18 protein-coding genes are annotated in these 18424 nt (G+C 66.8%); 2 read left to right on the plus strand and 16 right to left on the minus strand.

The genetic code is table 11. From position 1 onward, the window contains the following. The 10 genes from APM_RS06760 to APM_RS06805 all read right to left on the minus strand — a co-directional run. The coding region (locus APM_RS06760) for an FAD-dependent oxidoreductase (protein WP_007422607.1) at positions 1-394 on the minus strand (394 nt) is incomplete at its 3' end. After that, positions 391-1059 carry a class II aldolase/adducin family protein gene (locus APM_RS06765; RefSeq protein ID WP_007422608.1) on the minus strand — a complete coding sequence of 223 codons (669 nt, stop codon included), beginning with the start codon at positions 1057-1059 and terminating at the stop codon, positions 391-393. The genes APM_RS06760 and APM_RS06765, both read right to left, overlap by 4 nt. A gap of 39 nt (positions 1060-1098) precedes the next feature. Next, positions 1099-2148 carry a 2-hydroxyacid dehydrogenase gene (locus tag APM_RS06770; protein WP_007422609.1) on the minus strand — a complete coding sequence of 350 codons (1050 nt, stop codon included), beginning with the start codon at positions 2146-2148 and terminating at the stop codon, positions 1099-1101. Then, positions 2138-3700 carry an FGGY-family carbohydrate kinase gene (locus APM_RS06775; protein ID WP_007422610.1) on the minus strand — a complete coding sequence of 521 codons (1563 nt, stop codon included), beginning with the start codon at positions 3698-3700 and terminating at the stop codon, positions 2138-2140. Before APM_RS06775 ends, APM_RS06770 begins: the two co-directional genes overlap by 11 nt. Next, positions 3697-4794 (minus strand): ABC transporter ATP-binding protein, encoded by a 1098-nt coding sequence (locus APM_RS06780; RefSeq protein ID WP_007422611.1) that lies wholly within the window; start codon positions 4792-4794, stop codon positions 3697-3699. Before APM_RS06780 ends, APM_RS06775 begins: the two co-directional genes overlap by 4 nt. Beyond that, positions 4791-5879 carry an ABC transporter ATP-binding protein gene (locus APM_RS06785; RefSeq protein WP_007422612.1) on the minus strand — a complete coding sequence of 363 codons (1089 nt, stop codon included), beginning with the start codon at positions 5877-5879 and terminating at the stop codon, positions 4791-4793. Before APM_RS06785 ends, APM_RS06780 begins: the two co-directional genes overlap by 4 nt. Next, positions 5876-6733, minus strand: a complete 858-nt coding sequence (locus tag APM_RS06790; RefSeq protein ID WP_012040148.1) for a carbohydrate ABC transporter permease — start codon at positions 6731-6733, stop codon at positions 5876-5878. Before APM_RS06790 ends, APM_RS06785 begins: the two co-directional genes overlap by 4 nt. After that, positions 6720-7646, minus strand: a complete 927-nt coding sequence (locus tag APM_RS06795; protein ID WP_007422614.1) for a carbohydrate ABC transporter permease — start codon at positions 7644-7646, stop codon at positions 6720-6722. Before APM_RS06795 ends, APM_RS06790 begins: the two co-directional genes overlap by 14 nt. Before the next feature lie 73 nt (positions 7647-7719). Next, positions 7720-9156, minus strand: coding sequence for an ABC transporter substrate-binding protein (locus APM_RS06800; RefSeq protein ID WP_012040147.1), 1437 nt, complete (start codon positions 9154-9156; stop codon positions 7720-7722). Next, positions 9153-10163, minus strand: a complete 1011-nt coding sequence (locus APM_RS06805; RefSeq protein WP_012040146.1) for a sugar-binding transcriptional regulator — start codon at positions 10161-10163, stop codon at positions 9153-9155. The genes APM_RS06800 and APM_RS06805 overlap by 4 nt, the downstream gene beginning before the upstream one ends. Positions 10164-10366: 203 nt before the next feature. Between APM_RS06805 and APM_RS06810 the strand changes: the two genes are divergently transcribed. Both APM_RS06810 and APM_RS06815 read left to right on the plus strand, forming a co-directional pair. Beyond that, on the plus strand, positions 10367-11638 hold the full coding sequence (locus tag APM_RS06810; RefSeq protein ID WP_007422617.1) for an FGGY-family carbohydrate kinase: 1272 nt from the start codon (positions 10367-10369) through the stop codon (positions 11636-11638). After that, on the plus strand, positions 11635-12477 hold the full coding sequence (locus APM_RS06815) for a TIGR01459 family HAD-type hydrolase (protein WP_007422618.1): 843 nt from the start codon (positions 11635-11637) through the stop codon (positions 12475-12477). The genes APM_RS06810 and APM_RS06815 overlap by 4 nt, the downstream gene beginning before the upstream one ends. Positions 12478-12484: 7 nt before the next feature. Here APM_RS06815 and APM_RS06820 read toward each other — a convergent pair whose 3' ends face one another. From APM_RS06820 to dxr, 6 genes are all read right to left on the minus strand, one after another. Continuing rightward, positions 12485-13513 carry a hypothetical protein gene (locus APM_RS06820; RefSeq protein WP_007422619.1) on the minus strand — a complete coding sequence of 343 codons (1029 nt, stop codon included), beginning with the start codon at positions 13511-13513 and terminating at the stop codon, positions 12485-12487. Next, the gene (locus APM_RS06825) at positions 13513-14142 is read right to left on the minus strand and encodes a DedA family protein (RefSeq protein ID WP_007422620.1); all 630 of its coding nucleotides are present in this window, start codon (positions 14140-14142) and stop codon (positions 13513-13515) included. The genes APM_RS06820 and APM_RS06825 overlap by 1 nt, the downstream gene beginning before the upstream one ends. Further along, a complete protein-coding gene (gene cysK, locus APM_RS06830) occupies positions 14139-15071 on the minus strand; it encodes a cysteine synthase A (protein ID WP_007422621.1) in 933 nt (310 codons plus the stop codon). The genes APM_RS06825 and cysK overlap by 4 nt, the downstream gene beginning before the upstream one ends. A gap of 106 nt (positions 15072-15177) precedes the next feature. After that, positions 15178-16197: a ketol-acid reductoisomerase gene (gene ilvC, locus APM_RS06835; protein WP_007422622.1), complete on the minus strand. Its 1020-nt coding sequence runs from the start codon at positions 16195-16197 to the stop codon at positions 15178-15180. Between the two features lie 173 nt (positions 16198-16370). Further along, positions 16371-17432, minus strand: coding sequence for an RIP metalloprotease RseP (gene rseP / locus APM_RS06840; RefSeq protein WP_007422623.1), 1062 nt, complete (start codon positions 17430-17432; stop codon positions 16371-16373). Between the two features lie 70 nt (positions 17433-17502). Next, positions 17503-18424 (minus strand): 1-deoxy-D-xylulose-5-phosphate reductoisomerase (gene dxr, locus APM_RS06845; protein WP_007422624.1); only part of this gene is annotated, 922 nt, incomplete at its 5' end.

An 18424-nucleotide genomic window follows, 5' to 3' on the forward strand; every position in this document is an offset into this window, starting at 1 on the left:
CCTCGGGCGCGCGGCGCAGGTCGAGCGGGCGGGTGCCGGGCAGCTTCTCGCGCCCGCCGAGATGATCGTAGAGAAACAGGCCGAGGCGGATCATCCAGGCCGGGCGCTGCTCCGGGCTGTGCGGCAGCACGAAGCGCATCGGCCAGACGATGTGCGGCGCGGCGCGCAGCAGCACCTCGCGCTCGATCAGCGCCTCGCGCACCAGGCGGAACTCGTAGTATTCGAGATAGCGCAACCCGCCATGCACGAGCTTGCCCGAGCGCGACGACGTGCCCTCGGCGAAATCGCCCTTCTCGCAGAGCAGGGTTTTCAGGCCGCGGCCGGCGGCATCGCGGGCAATGCCCGCGCCGTTGATGCCGCCGCCGATGACCAGGAGATCGTAGTCGGCATTCATGCGGCATCGGCTCCGGCGTCATCCTGCAGGCCGTAGCCGGAGAACTGGGCCAGCGTTGCGTCGATGTCGGCGGCGCTGAGGATGTGCGGCTTGCCGAGCACGAGCGCGTGGTAATACTGCCGCGAAATGGTTTCGAGCTCGACCGCGCGCCACATCGCCTTGTCGAGATTTTCGCCGAGCACGATCATGCCGTGATTGGCGAGCAGGCAGCCCATGCGTCCTTCCAGCGCCTTCAGCGCATGCACCGAAAGCTCCTTGGTGCCGAACGTGGCATAGGGAGCGCAACGCACATCGACCCCGCCAAAGGCCGCGACCATGTAGTGGCAGGCCTCGATGTCCCGCCGGGCGATGGCGAGCGTGGTCGCGAAGGTGGGGTGGCTGTGGACGATCGCGTTCACTTCAGGCCGGGCGCGCATGATGTCGAGATGGAAGCGCCATTCGGTCGAAGGTTTCAGCTTGCCCGTCCAGGCGCCGTATTCGCCCTCGATCGGCATGGCGGCGATCATGTCGGGCTCGATCAGGTGATAGGGCGTGGCGGAGGGCGAGATCAGCATCGTGTCGCCGTGGCGGACGCTGATGTTGCCGGACGTGCCCTGGTTGATGCCCAGCGCGTTCATCTGCTGGCAGGCGGAGATCAGGGCCTTGCGAAGGTCGAGGTCGCTCATGTCGGGGGAGCCTTTCAGTCTTTGTCTGTTAACGGGACGTCAGCAGGGATTGAGCGGCGGCTCGCCGGCGAGAAAGCGGCGCAGTTCCTCGGCGGCGGCCTCGGCGGCGATCGTTACGGTCTTCACCGAGGCGCCGGCGATGTGCGGCGTCAGGGTCACGTTCGGCAGGTCGAGCAGGCCCCAGTCGGCCGGGACCGGTTCGATGCCGAATGTGTCGAGCGCCGCGCCCGCGAGATGGCCGCGCCGCAGCGCGTCCTCGAGCGCCGCATAGTCGAGCAGCGGGCCGCGCGCGGTGTTGACCAGATAGGCGCCTGGCTTCATGACCGCGAGGCGGGCGGCGTTCATCATCCCGGTCGTCTCCGCCGTCACCCGCGGATGCAAGGTGACGACATCCGATTCGGCCAACAGCGTTTCCAGCGAGGCCGGCGCGACACCATCGGCAAGATCCGCCGCAGCGAGCCCGACATAGGGATCATGCACCAGGATGCGGCAGCCGAAGGGCTTGAGCAGGCGGACGACGCGGGTGCCGATCTGACCATAGCCGATGATGCCGACGGTCATTTCCGACAGCTCGCGGCCGGTGAGGTCGGCGCGGTAGAGATCGCCGCGCCAGTCGCGCCGGCGCAGCGAATCGTGCCCCGCGCCGATCAGCCGCGTCTGCGCGAGGATGGCGCCGATGGTGAATTCGGCAACTGCGCTGGCATTGCGGCCCGGCGTGTTGACGACGCGGATCTGGCGCAACCGGGCGGCTTCCATGTCGATATTGACCGGCCCGCCGCGCGATACCGCGATAAGCCGCAGATGCGTCATCCGCTCCAGCATCTGCGCGGAAACCGGGGCGAGATGGGTGACGAGGATCTCCGCATCGCCCACGAAGGCGGCGATCTCGTCCGGATCACCCTGGTATTCCTTCAGCCCGTCCATGCCCGGCTTCGCATAGCCATGCTCCATCGGCTCATCCGGCCAGGGCAGCGTCATCGAGCGAAGCGCGAGCGCATCGCCGCAGCGCGCCGCGATGGCGCGCGCGAACATCTCGGGACGCATGAAATTGTCACCGATCACGGCGCAGTCGCGTTTCTCAGCCGCCATGGAATTTCTCTCCGAACGAAGCAAACCGGTGCCAGAACGGCGCGTTGGCGAGCCTGGCCTCCTGATAGATGGGGAGTAGCCCCTCGTAGCGCGCCATCAGCGCCGGGTCGGGCAATTCGGGTTCGCCGAGCAACGGCGCAATCCAGGCGCGCGCGCAGGTCGCAAGGTCGGGCATGATGCCGAGCGAGACGGAGGCGATCATCGCCGCCCCCAGCGCCCCGCTGCCGTGTTCCTTGACGATTCGCACCTTGCGGCCGAGCATCGCGGCGAAGATCTGCCGCATCGCCGCCGAGCGCGACGCGCCGCCGGTCAGGCTGATGATCTCGGGCGCGCCGCCGATCGCCGCATAACAGTCCGCCGCCGCGAGGGCGAGGCCTTCATAGATGCCGCGCATCATGCCGGGCAGGTCGAGCCCGCGGCCGATGCCGGCGAGGCTCGCCCTCGCCCGCGCATCGGTGAACGGGCCGCGCTCGCCGCCGGCCGAGATGTAGGGGTGCCAGACCGCAACCGCCGGTGGGGCCGCAGGCACCGCGGCATCGAGGGCCGCGAGGAGGGCGGCGGAATCCGGCTCGTGCCCGGCCAGACGCAGGGCCTGCCCGGCAATGCCGACCAGCCAGTCGATATTCAGCGTCGCCGCCAGGGTGGATTGCAGCAGCGCCGTCTTGCCCGGCACCGGGAAGACCATTCGGTAGCCGCTCAGCGGCGCATCGGCCGGGCGTTCGAAATCATCGTCGGCGAGGCGGATGTTCATGCCCGTGCTGCCGATGATCGAGGTGCCGGAATCGGCGTCGATCCCGTAGAGACCGGCACCAAGGGCGCTGCACAGCACGTCGACATAGCCGAGCACGACCGGCGTGCCGGCCGGGATGCCGAGCCGGGCCGCGGCATCGGCGGATAGCGGGTGATGCGTCGTCACCCCATCGACGATCGGGGGCAGCTTGCCGGCCTCGGGACGCAGGCCGAATGCATCGATCACCGTATCGGAATAGGCGCGGCTTCGCCACGAGCCGAAGGTGAAGCAGCCTTCGGAGGGGTCGGTCGCGCGGGTGCCGGTGAGGCGGAAATAGAGCCAGTCCTTGCAGTGCAGGGCGGTGGCTGCGCGGGCGAGCTGTCCGGGCCGGTTCGCGCGCAGCCACAGAAGCTGGCCGGATTGCTGGCAGGCGGCGGGACCGGTGCCGGATTCGGCGAAGATCGCGCGCCCGCGGGCATCGGCGCGAATATCCTCGATGATCGCGCCCGCCCGCGCATCCAGCCAGAGCAGCGCGGGGCCGACCGGCGCGCCGGCGGCGTCGATCAGCCAGGTGCCGTCACCCTGCCCGGTGACCGCGAGGCCGACCACCTCGGCGCCTTCGAGCCTGGCGACGAGGCCGGCGATCACCGCCGCGGCGGCGTCCCAGGTCGCCTCCATGTCCTGCTCGACACCGCCACGCCCGTCCTCGACATAGTGGTTCTGCCTTGATTCGAGGGCCACCGGCCGGCCCTCGATGTCGAAGGCAACGGCCTTGAGCACCGAGGTTCCGGCATCGAGCGCGACAATCACCTGCTTTGTCATGACACGGCTCCATGCGCGAGCGCGATACCGCTCGCCTTGTCGAACACATGCAGATCGGCGGGATCGAAACCGAAGGGCACGGTGCTGCCGAGACGCGCGCCGAAGCGCTCGGGATGAATGCCGATCAGCATCCGCCCCGCCGCCTCGATCGCGACATGCGCCTGATCACCGAGCCACTGGTTCGAGACGACCTCGCCCTGGAACGCCCCGGTGCCGAGATGCAGCCGGTGGGGCCTGAGGCCCAGCACCACGTCACGGCCCGGCTCGATCCCCGGAGGCAGTGGCGCGAGAATCCGCAGCGCCACCGCGCCGGCTTCATCGAGCGCCTCGAACCCCTGCGCGGTCGCGCGGCCCGGCAGCGTGTTCATCGGCGGCTCACCGAAAAAGGTGCCGACGAAGAGATTGGCGGGCCGCTCGCGCAGATCCGCCGGCGAGCCGAACTGCTGCAACACGCCGGCTTCCATCACCGCGATCCGGTCCGCCATCGCGTTCGCCTCGCCCTGGTCGTGGGTGACGAGAACGGCGGTGTAGCCGCGCTCCTTGATGCGCGCCTTCACCCGGCCGCGCAGCACGGCGCGCAACTGCGGCTCCAGCTGGCCCATCGGCTCGTCGAGCAGGTGCAGGTCGGCGCGGCGGATCAGCGCCCGGGCAAGCGAGGCGCGTTGCTGCTGGCCGCCGGACAGCCCGTTGGGCTTGCGGCCGAGGATCGGGCCGATTTCGAGCAGGTCGGCCACCTCGCGCACTTCCTGTTCCACCGCCGCCTTGTCCCGCCGTTCGCCGCGAAGGGCAAAGCCGATATTCTCGGCGATGGTCAGCGGCGGATAGAGCGCGTAGCCCTCGAACGCCATGGCCACGCCGCGGCGGGCGGGGGGCAGCGTGTCGATCCGCCTGCCGGCCAGATTGATCGTGCCGTGGCTGACCGTTTCGAACCCGGCAACCATGCGCAGCGTCGAGGTCTTGCCGCAGCCGGATGAGCCGAGCAGCGCGATGATCTCGCCGTCCGCGATGTCGAGATTCATGGTGCGGACGGCGTGGACGGGATGGCGCGAACCCTCGCCGTAGATCTTGTCGACGTTTTCGAGAACGAGACTCATGCGCTCACCTCCTCGGCGACCGGGGATGTCGCGACCGCGAGGCCGCTCGCCGCGTCGAACAGCGTGCCCGCCCCGGGGGCGATGCCGACATGAAGTTCCGTCGCGGCGGGTGCGGCGGCCTCGCTCGCCACCAGTTCGGTGCCGTCCGCCAGGCGCAACAGGACGATCTGCCGCTCGTTCATCGGCGTCACCGCGAGCACACGGGCCGGCACGCGGCCAGGGCTGCCGACGTCGTGCAGCGTGACCGCCTCGGGGCGGACTCCGAAAACCGGCTCGGCCGGGGATGCCGCGGCAAAACCGAAAGCGAGACCCGCGACGTTCACCCGGCAGCCGCCGCCGGCAGCCACCCCGCGCGCGGGGATCAGGTTCATCGGCGGATCGCCGAACAGCCGCGCGACCGCGATCGTCGCCGGATTGTCATAGACCTCCGCCGCCGGCGCGCACTGCACGATGGTGCCATCGAGCAGCACGGCGACGCGCTCGCCCATCGCCATCGCCTCGCGGAAATCCTGCGTCACATAAACCGAAGCCGTTTCGCGCGCGGCAAGCAGGCGCGGCAGCTCGATCCGCATCTCGTAGCGCAGCTTGGCATCGACGTTGCGGAGCGGATCATCGAACAGGATCAGCCGCGGCTCGCCGACCAGCGCGCGGGCCAGCGCCGTGCGCTGTTTCTGCCCGTTGGAAAGCGCGCGCGGCGCATGGTCGAGCACATGGCCGATGCGCAGCAATTCCGCCACCGCGTCGACGCGGCGCGCGATCTCCGCCGCATCGCGCTTCTGCGCCCGCAGCGGACTCGCGATGTTCTCGCGCGCCGACATGTGCGGATAGAGCGCGAAGTTCTGGAAGGCGACGCCGATATGCCGCGCTTCGGGTGCGGCATCGGAAACATCCCGCCCCTGCAGCAGCACACGGCCGCGCGCATTCGGCTCAAGCCCGGCGATCGCGCGGAGCATCACCGTCTTGCCGACGCCGGACGGACCGAACAGAACGACCCGCTCGGACGGCGCGACATCGAGCGCGACATCGCGGAGCACCTCGTGCGTGCCGAACCGGACCGACAATCCTGAAACCGAGAGCGCGCTCATCCCTTCACCGCCCCGAGGCTCAGCCCCTCGACCAGCCAGCGCTGCGCGTAAAGCGCGATCGCGAAGGTCGGAATGATCGACAGCACGACAGCCGCCGCTATCTGACCGTATTGAATGCCCGACGCGGTGACGAAGGCGAGCGCCCCGACCGTGACCGGCTGCTTCGAGCCTGACGCCAGCACCAGCGCGAAGATGAAGTTGTTCCAGGCGAAGATGAAGGAGAGCAGGCCCGCCGCCGCGATGCCCGGCCCCGCCAGCGGGATCGCGATCTTCACGAAGCCTCGGAACCAGGAATGGCCGTCCACCCGGTAGGCATTCTCGATGTCCGGACTGACATCCTCGAAATAGCCGCGCACGATCCAGAGGATCAGCGGCAGGGTGATGAGCTGGTAGATCCAGATCAGCCCGGCATAGGTATTGTCGAGGCCGATCTGCTGGAACTCGAGCGAGAGCGGCAGAAGCACGAGCAGCGGCGGCGCGAATTTCAGCGAGAGCAGCGTGAAGGCCATGTCCTCCCCGAGGCGGAACTTGAAGCGCGCGAAGGCATAGGCGGCGGGAACGCCGAGGATGAGCGCGAGCACCACCGAACAGGACGACAGCAGGAACGAGTTGAACAGGTTGTGCATGAAGGCGATGTTCAACTGGCCGACGGAGGTGCTGAGCCGGCCGGTGATCAGCGCGATGTAGTTCGAGAGCGTCGGGCTGAAGACCAGCTTCGGCGGCAGCGAGAGAATCTGCGAATTCGTCTGCAACGACATGACCGCGATCCAGAAGATCGGAAACATGAAGAACAGGACGATGAGCGTGAGAGCGGCGCCACGAAGCAGCCGCAGGGAGCGGTCATGCACCGGCATGGTTCCTTTCCCGCATCTTGTGCCATTGATTGACGAAGAGCTTGGAGAGCACGAAGGTAATGGCCCACAGCACCATCAGGATCGCAGCCGAACGGCCGACATTCGTGTTCTGGTAGAAATCGACATAGGCGCGCACCTGGAACACCATCAGCGCATTGCCAGGCCCACCCTGCGTCATGCCGTAAACGATCGAGAATTCCTGGATGGCCGACAGCAGGCGGAAGAGCGTCGCCGTGATGATGTAGGGCATCAGCATCGGCAGCGTGATCCGGAAGAAGACGAAGCGCGCGGGCACGCCATCGAGCCGGGCGGCCTCGAAAGGCTGGGTCGGCAGCGAACGCAGCCCGGCGAGCAACAGGATCATGATGAACGGGGTGTTCACCCAGATGTCGATCAGCACGACGCTGAACATGGCCGTGCTCGGGTCGGAGGCCCAGCGGAAGCCGGTGAACCCAAGTCCGTTGACGATCCAGGCATAGACCCCGAAATTCGGATTGGTCATCAACTTCCAGATCAGCGAGGCGATGACCGGCGCCACCATCAGCGGCAGCAGCAGCGCGACCGAGATGATATTGTTGATGCGTGTGCGCTCGCGCAGCAGCATCGCGATTCCGAGGCCGAGCAGAAGTTCGAGAATGACGCTGGCGCCCATGTAGATCATGGAAACCGCGATCGTGTGGAGAAAGTCGGAACTTGTGAAGAGATCTATGTAGTTGCCGATCCCCACGAAATGCCGGCCGGCCGGAAACGCCATGTTATAGGCTTCCAGGCTGTAATACGCCGCCGTGAAAAACGGGACGAGAATGCCGATGCAGACGAGCAGCGCCGGCAGGCTGAGCAGATAGGGCAGCACCGTGCCGCGCCGGGTGACGCGGGCAGGATGCGTTTGCCCATCAATGACGGTCTCGGACATCGAGCTCTGTTCCGCTGGAGGATAGGGAGTGGCGCGGCACGACGGGAGCCGTGATCATGCCGCGCCGGCGCCTTCAGATTCCGGCGCTCTTCATTTCGTGATCGATATGCGCGGCGAGCTTGTCGAGGCCCTCATCAACGCTGACCTCCTTGGCGACCATGCGCTGCAGTGCCGCCGCCCACTCGGTGGTGACATTGAAGAAGAGCGGCTGCGGGGTGAAGTAGATCTTGGCGTCGGGCAGCGATTTTTCGAATGCGCTGTAGAAGCCTGGATAATTCTTGTCGAGCCGCGCCTTGAAGGCGGGATCCTTCCAGGTGGTTTCACGCACGGGATCGACAAGCTGCTTCTTGACGCCGCCAAAGATCCCGAAATTCTTGCCGCTCGCCCACTGGATGAAATACCAGGCGGCATCCTTCTGGTGCGAGAAGCTGCTCATCGCCAGCGACCATATCCAGACATTGGAGGTGGAGTGGTCCATCTTCGGATTCGGCACGAAGGGCGCGTAACCAATATGGCCGGATTCCTTGTTGCCGGGACCGTTCTCGAAGAAGCCGATGATATTGGCATCGTAGATCATGCCGCAGCGGCCGGCGCCGAGATCCTGCGCGACTTCGTACCACGTATAGGTCGCCCAGTTCTTTGGACCGCATTTCTGGATCATCTCGACCCAGAGCTTGTTCATCTCCTTGCTCTGCGCGGAATTGACGACCGATTTCATGCCCTTCGCGGAAACGTCGAAATCCTTCGCGCCGTAATTGGTGTAGGCCGAAAGATAACCAGGATGGATCGTTGCCCAGGACCGGCTGCCACGCACGGAGACACCGTAGGCGCCGCCGGCATCCTTGGTGATCTTCGTGCCGATCTCGATCATGTCCGGCAGGTTCTTCGGCGGCTCCAGCTTGAGCTTGTCGAAGATACGCTTGTTGTAGCTGATGTTGTAGAGCTCGAACCCGAGCGGTATCGCCCATTGCTTGGCGTTCTTGCTGCCCAGGGCCTCACCCGGCTTGCCGGACCACGCATCGGACTTGCGGAGATTTTCGATGATGCCGTTGAAGTCGTAATTCGGCGCGGTCTTCGACGAATCCTTGAGGTATTCGTTCATGTCGACAAGCCATCGCGCCGGGCCATATTGCCAGGTCTGGTAAGCGCCGGTCATCAGCACGTCGTAACGGTTCGAATGCGAGGAGAGTGCCGCCGTCACCTTGTCGAAATACACGTCTTCCGGAAAGATGTCGTACTCCACATCGATCCCGGTCATCGCCTTGAAATGCGCGAGGTCGGCGATCATCGCGTCGGCATAGGGATGCTTATTGAGAAGCAGGCGCAGCTTCTTGCCCTTGTGAGCCTGCCAGTTGAAGTCCGCGGCCATCGCCTGCGTGACTGCCCCGCCCAGGGCGAAATTCACGGCAGCGGCACCGACGCCGAGCGCGCCCGCACGCCGCGCGAAATCGCGGCGAGAGATGTTGCCGTTCACGAAATCGGCGGCCAGATCCTTGATCTTGTCAGTCATTGGTCCTCCCATTCTCTGGTCTGGTCCTCGGAGGTGTCCGGCGACGACATGTCGTCGGCAAGCGCCGAGGCAGTTTCTTCATCGGTAATGAATGCCGTAACGATGCCGCTCTTCAGTGCGGCATCGATCGCGCGGCGCTTGGCAGTTCCACCCGCCATCGCGATCACTTCGCGGCCGCGCATCACCTCGGGATCGATGGCGATGACACGATCCTGCAATTCGGTTTCGACTCGCTGGCCCGCAGCATCGAAAAAGGTGCCGAGTAGTTCGGCCACGGCGCCATCCCGCCGCGCAGCGGCGAATTCAGCTTCGAGCACCATGCCGCTCATCCCGAGAAAGGCCGATGGCTTGACCTCGCCGATGCCCAGCAGAAACAGCCCCGCATCCGCCGCGAGACGGAACGCGTCGGCGACGCCGCGCTGACGAAACAGCACGGCGCGGTCCTCCGGCGTGTTGGCATAGAACGGAACGGGCGGCAGATAGGCGGCAGCGCCCGTCTTCTGTGCAAGGGCATGAACCACGTCGAACGGGTTGGTGCCGACGCGGCGCGGCACATCACCGAGCACGGAGACCACGGTCAGTTCGGGAAACGGCACGGCTTCGAGATGATCGACCGCCGCGGCAACCGTTCGTCCGTGGCCAACACCGAATACGGTGTGACGGCGGGTTTCGAATACTTCGGCGAGATAGTCGGCGCCGGCACGCCCGAGTGCGGAAAAAAGCCCCTCGGGGTCGGGCGGCGTCGGCACGACCCGGCAGAAATCGAGCCCGTAGCGTTCGGTAAGCCGCCGCTCGAGCGTCACACAGGACGCAACCGCACCGCCGATCGAGATACGGACAATGCCGCTCGCCATCGCCCGCGCGATCAATCGCTGGACGCGCGTCTGCGGCATACCCAGCGCGGCACCGATTTCCGACTGGGTCATCGAGCACTCGTAGTAGAGCCACGCCACCCTTGTGGCGAGTTCCATATCGTCGTTGCCCAATCGTCGGCTGGACCGTGCCACCGTGCTTCCTCTCCTGAATAATTTTGTATCGACACGGAGAAATATTCGGTTTACAGACGTTGTCAACGGAAATCGTCGCTGCGACGCAGCAAGAAATTATGTATACGCGTGCAATGTCGGATATATCCTGAGAAAAATGCTGAAATATTCAATGTTGAATATTCGAAATGACAATTAGGCAGCGATTCGGGGGGAACGGCAAAATGGATGAGGTGCCGGATGCGGGGCGGCTCGTGGTCGGGGTCGATCTCGGGACGTCGGGCGTGCGCGCCATCGCGATCGATGACAGCGGCACGATCGTCGCCGAGGGTCGTGCCGCGATCTCCGCCACACGTCGCCGCGATCCTGCCTCGGTCTGGTCCGCCGTCACCTCCGCGCTCGACACGCTCTGCGCGGCGCTGGACCCGCGCCGCATCGCGGCCATCGCGGTCGATGGCACCTCCGGCACGATCATTCCTACCGACATGTCAGGCACGCCGATCGGCCTGGCCACGCTGTATAATGACAAGGCCGAAGCCGCTTCCGTCGCGCGCGTCAGCGCTGCCGCACCGGAAGACAGCCCGGCGCGCGGACAATCCTCCCCCCTCGCGCGTATGCTCGACCGCGCTTCCCTTCCGGGCCTCGCCGGCTTCCTGCACGAGGCGGACTGGATCGCCCACCGTCTCGGCGCGCCGCATGGCGTTTCGGATGCCAACAACGCGCTGAAATCGGGATACGATCCGCGCGCCGGCCGCTGGCCCGGGTGGGTTGCGGCTACTGGCCTCGACCTCGCGTTGCTGCCCAGCGTCGTCGAGCCAGGCACCCCGGTGGGCCATGTCGGCGCGGATATCGCCACCCGCTTCGGCTTTTCACCTGAGGCCCGCCTGGTCGCCGGCACGACCGATGGCTGTGCATCCTTCCTCGCCACCGGCGCCGACACGGCGGGCGACGGCGTTTCCGCCCTGGGTTCGACACTGACGGTCAAGCTGCTGTCGGAACGTCCGGTCTCCGCGCCCGCCTTCGGCGTCTACAGCCACCGCCTGCTCGGGTGCTTCCTGCCGGGCGGTGCATCGAATGCCGGCGCCGCCGTACTCGCCCGTTTCTTCACGCCCGACCAACTCGCGGCACTCTCGACGCGCATTGATCCGGCGCGGGATTCGGGACTCGACTACTATCCCCTGCCGAGCCCCGGCGAGCGCTTTCCGGTGAGCGATCCGGCGCTGCCGCCCCGGCTCGAACCGCGGCCGGACGACGATGCCCGCTTCCTGCACGGGCTGCTCGAAGGCCTCGCGCGGATCGAGGCGGAGGCCTATCGGCGTCTCGCCGAACTCGGCGCGCCGCCGGTTCGCCGGATTTTCAGCGTCGGCGGCGGGGCTGCCAATCCGGTCTGGACCGCACTGCGCGCCCGGATCATCGGAGTCGAGGTGACCGCCGCAACCCACACGGAAGCAGCCTATGGCGCGGCCCGCCTCGCGCGACACGGAGTCGCCACATGACGATCCGCGCCATCTCCGGGCTCGCCGCTCTCGCGGATGCTGCGGATGCCTTCCTGATCGACCAGTTCGGCACGATCCACGATGGCGAAACGCCCTATCCCGGCGCGATCGAAACGCTGCGGACGCTGCGCGCGGCGGGCAAGCGCGTCATCCTGCTGTCCAATTCAGGCCGCCGCGCGTCGAACAACATCCACCGTCTCGCCGCGATGGGCATCACCGCTGACTGCTTCGATGCGTCACTATGCTCCGGCGAGGTCGCCTGGCAGGTCCTGCGCGCGGCGCCGCCGGCATATCTCCGCCGCCGCTGCCGGGTACTGCTCTTCGCCCGCGATCCGGCGCTCGACATTCTGGAGGGCTTCGACATCGCGCCGGTCGAAACGGCCGAAGAAGCCGACCTGGTGATGATCGCCGGATCGGAAGCCGACCGCCATGGCTACGATGCGCTTTGGTCACGCATGGCGCCGGCGGCCGCGCGCGGGGTGCCGGCGATCTGCACCAATCCCGACCGCCTCATGCTCGCGGGCGGCCGGCTGCATCCGGGCGCCGGCGCCCTGGCGGAGGCCTATCAAGCTGCGGGAGGAACAGTGCGCTGGTTCGGCAAGCCTCATGCCGACGTCTACGACGCCGCCCTCGCTCTGTTGCCCGGCGTTCCCCACGCACGCATCTTCGGCGTGGGCGACAGCCTCGAACACGACATCGCCGGCGCCGTCGCGGCGGGTTGCCGGGGGCTTCTGGTCCGCACCGGGATCATCGACGGGCTCGACGACGCGGCCCTGCGCGTCGAAATGCGACGGTTTTCGACCCTGCCGGACGCCGTCGCCCCGCGCTTCGCATTCTGAGGCTGCTCTACGTGCCGAGCCGCGCCTCCAGCGCCTCGATCCGGCCGCGCTGGGCCGCGAGTTCGCGATGCTGATGGAGCAGGAGTTCGAGCAGGGCGGCGATCAGATCGGTATTCACCGGCCCGGAATGCGGCCGGCGGCCAAGTTGCGGCGGCACGCCGCCCCGGCGCGGCGCGAAGCCACAGAGCGGGATCAGGGCCTCGTTCCGCGCGTCGTATTCGCCGGCGATCGCGGCGGCGGCATCATCCGTCAAGTCGATCAGGCACGGATCGACCGGATGGAAATCCCTCTGGTAGACGCCCGCTCTGGCAAGCAGTTCGATCAGGTCGCCGGCAAGGTGCGGCTCGTCGTGCTGGTCGCCGATCAGTTTGGTCAGCACATGCGCCGTATACCCGGGCGTCGGGTGCGCGCGGTCGCCCACCAGCATCCCCTCGATGCCGGCAACGGACGCGAAATCCGCCACGGCGTCGATGCCCGGTTCATAGGGCCGGACGATCACCTCGGCGGGTGAGGCCGCCTGCCGCCAGCGGGTGACAAGGGCGGGATAATCCAGAAGGGCGGCTGATTCGGCGCGATAGCGCTCGAAGTCGATCACCCGGCCCGGCGTCAGCTTGTCCTTCACGCACCATTGCAGATAGGCCGAGACCAGCCAGTCGAGCTGGTGGCGAAGATAGAGCACGATGCGGGCGCAGCCACCGGCAGTGGCGAAGTCCGCCGCAAAGGCGCCAACGGCGTCCCAGGCCGAAACCAGCGCCTCATTGCTCCAGATGATTTCGTTGCTGAGCGTCAACATCTCGTTGCCGGCATCGAAAATCCGCCCGAGTCGTGCCGCGAAACCCGGCGGATCAACGCCGAGCAAGTGGGCGAACTCGTCCGCGCCGGCGAATCCGCTGCCGCCCATCGTCCCGGAGAGCAGCCAGTGGTCGCAGCAGAACACACCGCGGCCGCGCAGCGCCGGGGCCGCGGCACGCAGTGCGTTCTGGATCGCTGTCGTCCCCGTCTTGCCCATGCCGACATGCAGGGTCAGCGTCCGCATCAGGCGTCCCGGCGACGCGGGTGATGATCGCGCCAAAGCTTGCGTGCATACCAGGCGGCAAAGATCAGGATGGCCAGCCCGGTGAGCAGGGTGAAGCCGTGCATGAACGACTGCAGGCGCGGTGAGCTGTCCCAGGCGCGCCCAAGCCTGAGTCCGGCATAGGCGAGGCCCAGGCACCAGGGCAGCGAGCCGACGAAAGTGTAGAGCTGGAACGTCCAGAAATTCATCCGTGCGATGCCGGCCGGCAGGGCGATATAGGTGCGCACGATGGGCAGCATGCGGCTGACCAGCACCGTGACCGCGCCGAATCGCGCGAAAAACCGCTCGACCAGCACGAGTTCACCCTGATCGAGCAGGATGTACCGCCCCCAGCGCTCGACCAGCGGCCGCCCGCCCACATAGCCGACCGCCCAGGCGACCGTGGACCCGAGATTGCAGCCGATCGCCCCGGCGAGGGCGACCATCCAGAGATCGAACCGCCCGGTCGAGACCAGGTAGCCGGAAAACGGCAGGATGATCTCGGAAGGCAGTGGAATGCAGGCCGATTCCAGGGCCATCAACCCCGCGACCCCGGCATAGCCGAGGGCAGAGATGACGCTGGTGATGAAATGTGCGAGCGCGGCGATCAATCGGCGAGGCCGGCGAACAGGGCGGTGGAGAGATAGCGCTCGCCATAGGAGGGGATGATCGCGACGATCAGCTTGCCCTCGGTCTCGGGACGCCTGGCCACCTCGATCGCCGCATGCAGTGCGGCGCCGGAGGAAATGCCGACCATCAGCCCCTCCTCGCGTGCGGCGCGACGGGCCATCTCAAGCGCCTGGTCGTTGGTCACGCGCACAACCTCGTCATAGACGCTGGTATCAAGAATATCGGGCACGAAGCCGGCGCCGATCCCCTGGATCATGTGCGGCCCCTTCTCCCCGCCGGAGAGGATCGCCGAAGCGTCCGGCTCGACCGCGACACAGCGGAACGAGGGCTTGCGCTGCTTCAGCACCTGACCCGCCCCTGTGATGGTGCCGCCGGTGCCGATGCCGGCAACCAGAATGTCCGCCGTGCCATCGGTATCGCGCCAGATTTCCTCGGCGGTAGTGCGACGATGGATTTCCGGATTGGCCGGATTCTCGAACTGCTGCGGGATGAAGAAATTGGGGCCGGACGCCGCGATGGCCTTCGCCTTCGCGATTGCCCCGCCCATGCCCTCGGCACCCGGAGTCAGCACCACCTCGGCGCCGTAGCCGCGCAGCACCGCGCGGCGCCCCTTGCTCATCGTCTCCGGCATGGTGAGGATGCAGCGATAGCCCTTCGCCGCGCAGACCATGGCGAGCGCGATGCCGGTATTGCCCGAGGTCGGCTCGACAATCACGCTGTCCGCGTTCAGCAACCCGTCGCGCTCCGCCGCCTCGATCATGGCAACGCCGATGCGGTCCTTCACCGAATTGGCCGGATTGAAAAATTCGAGCTTGGCGAGGACTGTGCCGGGCAGACCGGCGGCGAGGCGGTTGATCCGCACCAGCGGGGTGTTGCCAACCAGTTCGGTGGCGTCCTTGGCGATCTTCATGTGCTGCCTCCCTCGAAACGAACGATCCCCGGCCGCGCTTGCGGACCGGGGATCGTTGTAATGAAGAAGCGCGCGGCGCGAAAGCCGCGCGGCTCTTCGCGCGCGATCAGTTGCGGGTCTTGTCGACCAGCGCGCCCTTCTTGATCCAGGGCATCATGGCGCGCAGCTTCTCGCCGACCTCCTCGATCGGGTGCGCGGCGTTGGCGCGGCGCATCGCCTTGAAGTTGGTCTGGTTCACCTTGTTCTCGAGCATCCAGTCGCGGGTGAAGCGGCCCTTCTGGATATCGTCGAGAACGCGCTTCATCTCGGCCTTGGTCTCCGGCGTGATCATCCGCGGACCGGTGACGTATTCGCCATATTCGGCGGTGTTCGAGATCGAGTAGTTCATGTTGGCGATGCCGCCCTCATAGATGAGGTCGACGATCAGCTTCACCTCGTGAAGGCACTCGAAATAGGCCATTTCCGGGGCATAGCCGGCTTCGACCAGCGTTTCGAACCCGGCCTTGATGAGCTCGACAAGACCGCCGCAGAGCACGGTCTGCTCGCCGAACAGGTCGGTCTCGCACTCTTCCTTGAAGGTGGTCTCGATGATGCCGGCGCGGCCGCCGCCAATCGCCGAGGCGTAGGACAGCGCGATGTCGAGCGCGTTGCCGGAGGGGTTCTGCGCGACCGCGACAAGGCAGGGCACGCCGCCGCCGCGCTGGTATTCGCTGCGCACCGTGTGGCCGGGGCCTTTCGGCGCGATCATGAACACGTCGATATCCGCGCGCGGCTCGATCAGGTTGAAATGGATGTTGAGGCCGTGCGCGAAGGCGATCGCGGCGCCCGGCTTCAGGTTCGCGGCGAGGCTGTCGCGGTAGAGGTCGCCCTGGCCTTCGTCCGGCGTCAGGATCATCACCACATCGGCCCAGGCGGCGGCCTCTTCCGGCGTCATCACCCGAAGGCCGGCGGCCTCGGCCTTGGCCACCGCGGCCGAGCCCTTGCGGAGTGCTACGACAAGCTCCTTCACCCCGGATTCCTTGAGGTTCAGGGCATGGGCATGGCCCTGGCTGCCGTAACCGACCACGGCGACCTTCTTCGCCTTGATCAGATTCACATCGGCATCACTGTCGTAATAAACGCGCATTGCAAGCCTCCCTCGGGCGCTGGGTAACCGATCCGGCGGATCGAATGGGGGAAAACACGCCGCTTGGCAACCACCCCGGCGCAACATGGCTGCCGTGAAACCGGGTGCTGCCGCAATTTTCGGCGTCCTGCGTGAGCCCCGCCCGCACGAAATCGGACCGGGTCGGCGCCGCGTCAGCCGAAAAGATGCGCGATATCGTGCCAGGTGACGAAGATGATCAGGCAGACCAGGAGTGCGGCGCCGAATTGCAGCGCGATTTCCTGAACCCGGCGCGGCAGCGCGCGGCCCGCGGCGGCCTCCGCCGCATAGAACAGCAGATGGCCGCCATCGAGCACCGGGATCGGCACGAGGTTGATCAACCCGAGATTGACCGAGAGCAGCGCCATGAAACTGACGAGATCGGCGAGGCCATGCGCCACCGCCTGGCCCGAGATCTGCGCGATCCGGACCGGGCCGCCGAGCTGGTTCAGCCCCTTGTGCTGGTCAATCAGCTGCCAGAGACCGTGCAGCGTCGCCGCCGTCGCCTGCCAGGTCACGGCAACGCCGCGAACGATCGCCCGCGGCGGCGACAGCCGGCGCATTTCCACATCGGCCCCCTCGATGCCGAGCCGGCCGATTGTCTTGCCATCGATCTTCGCGGTGCCGAGGGTGAGATTCAGGCTGTGGGTCTCGCCGCTTCGCGTATAGCTCAGCGCGATCCTGCCATCTGGGTGCGCCGCGACCACCGCGCTCAGCTGATCAAAGGTGCCGATCGGCTGGCCATTCATGCTCACGACCCGGTCGCCCTTCGCGAGCCCCGCAGCGGCTGCCGGCGAGCCGGCCATCACCTTGCTGATGACGGGCAATACGGTCGGCACGCCGGCCGTGGCGAAGACGCCGCTGAACAGCACGATCGCCAGCAGGAAATTCGCCGCCGGGCCCGCCGCCACTACCGCGGCACGGGCCGAAAGCCGCTTCGAGCCGAAACTGCCGGGGTCGGCCGCACCGGCCTGTTCTGCGCCGAATTCGGCCCAGCCTTTCATCCGCACATAGCCGCCAAGCGGGATGGCGGAGATTTTCCAGACCGTGCCGTGCCGGTCCGTGCGGGAAAAGAGCGCCGGACCGAAACCCAGCGAGAACGCCTCGACCGTGACGCCGCGCCAGCGCGCGACGAGATAATGCCCGAGCTCATGAACGGTCACCAGCACGCCGAGCACGACGATGAAGCCGAGAGCGGAACGGAGGAAATCGATCATGGAACCTTCGTGTCGTCAGCCGTTGGAATGGCCTTGGAGATATGGGATTGCGGCCACCGGGCGACAGGGGTCACGCCGCGCGCGGGTCGGACTTCGCGCGCAATTCCGCCTCCGCCATGGCGCGCGCTTCGGCATCGAGGGCAAGCACGGCCGCGAGATCGCCGATCGGGGGCGCGCCGAGGCGCTGCATGACCCGTTCGACCACCGCCGTGATGTCGAGAAAGCCGATCCGCCGGCGCAGGAACGCCTCAACCGCGATCTCATTCGCGGCGTTGAGCACCGTCGAGGCGCCATGGCCGGCTTCCAGTGCCTCGCGCGCAAGACGGAGCGCCGGGAAGCGCACCGGATCGGGGGCAAGGAAGTCGAGCCGCGCCGCGGCGGCGAGGTCGAGCCGGGGCGAGGAGGTCGCGAGGCGCGCCGGCCAGGCCAGGGTGTGGGCGATCGGGATGCGCATGTCCGGCGCGCCCATCTGGGCCAGCACCGATCCGTCGCGATAGCAGACCATGCCATGCACGATCGACTGCGGATGCACCAGCACCTCGATCTCATGCGGCGCGAGGCCGAAGATGCGCGCGGCCTCGATCACCTCCAGCCCCTTGTTGAAGAGGGTGGCGGAATCGATCGAGATCTTCGCACCCATCGACCAGACGGGATGCTTCAGCGCGGTCTCCGGCGTCGCGTCCTTCATCTCGTCGAGGCTTGCTTCCCGGAACGGGCCGCCCGAAGCGGTGAGGATGATCTTTTCCAGAGCGGCGCGGTTGCCGTCGGCGAGCGACTGGAAGATGGCGTTGTGTTCGGAATCGACCGGCAGCAGCGTCGCTCCGCCGGCGGCGATCGCGGCAAGGAACACGTCGCCGGCGGAAACCAGCGCCTCCTTGTTGGCGAGCGCGATGGCCCCACCGTTGCGGGTCGCGGCGAGGGTGGGTTCGAGGCCGGCGGTGCCGGTGATCGCGGCCATCGTCCAGTCGGCCGGCTCGGCGGCGGCGGCGATC

Origin of the sequence: Acidiphilium sp. PM (assembly GCF_000219295.1) — a bacterium.
GTDB lineage: Bacteria > Pseudomonadota > Alphaproteobacteria > Acetobacterales > Acetobacteraceae > Acidiphilium > Acidiphilium multivorum.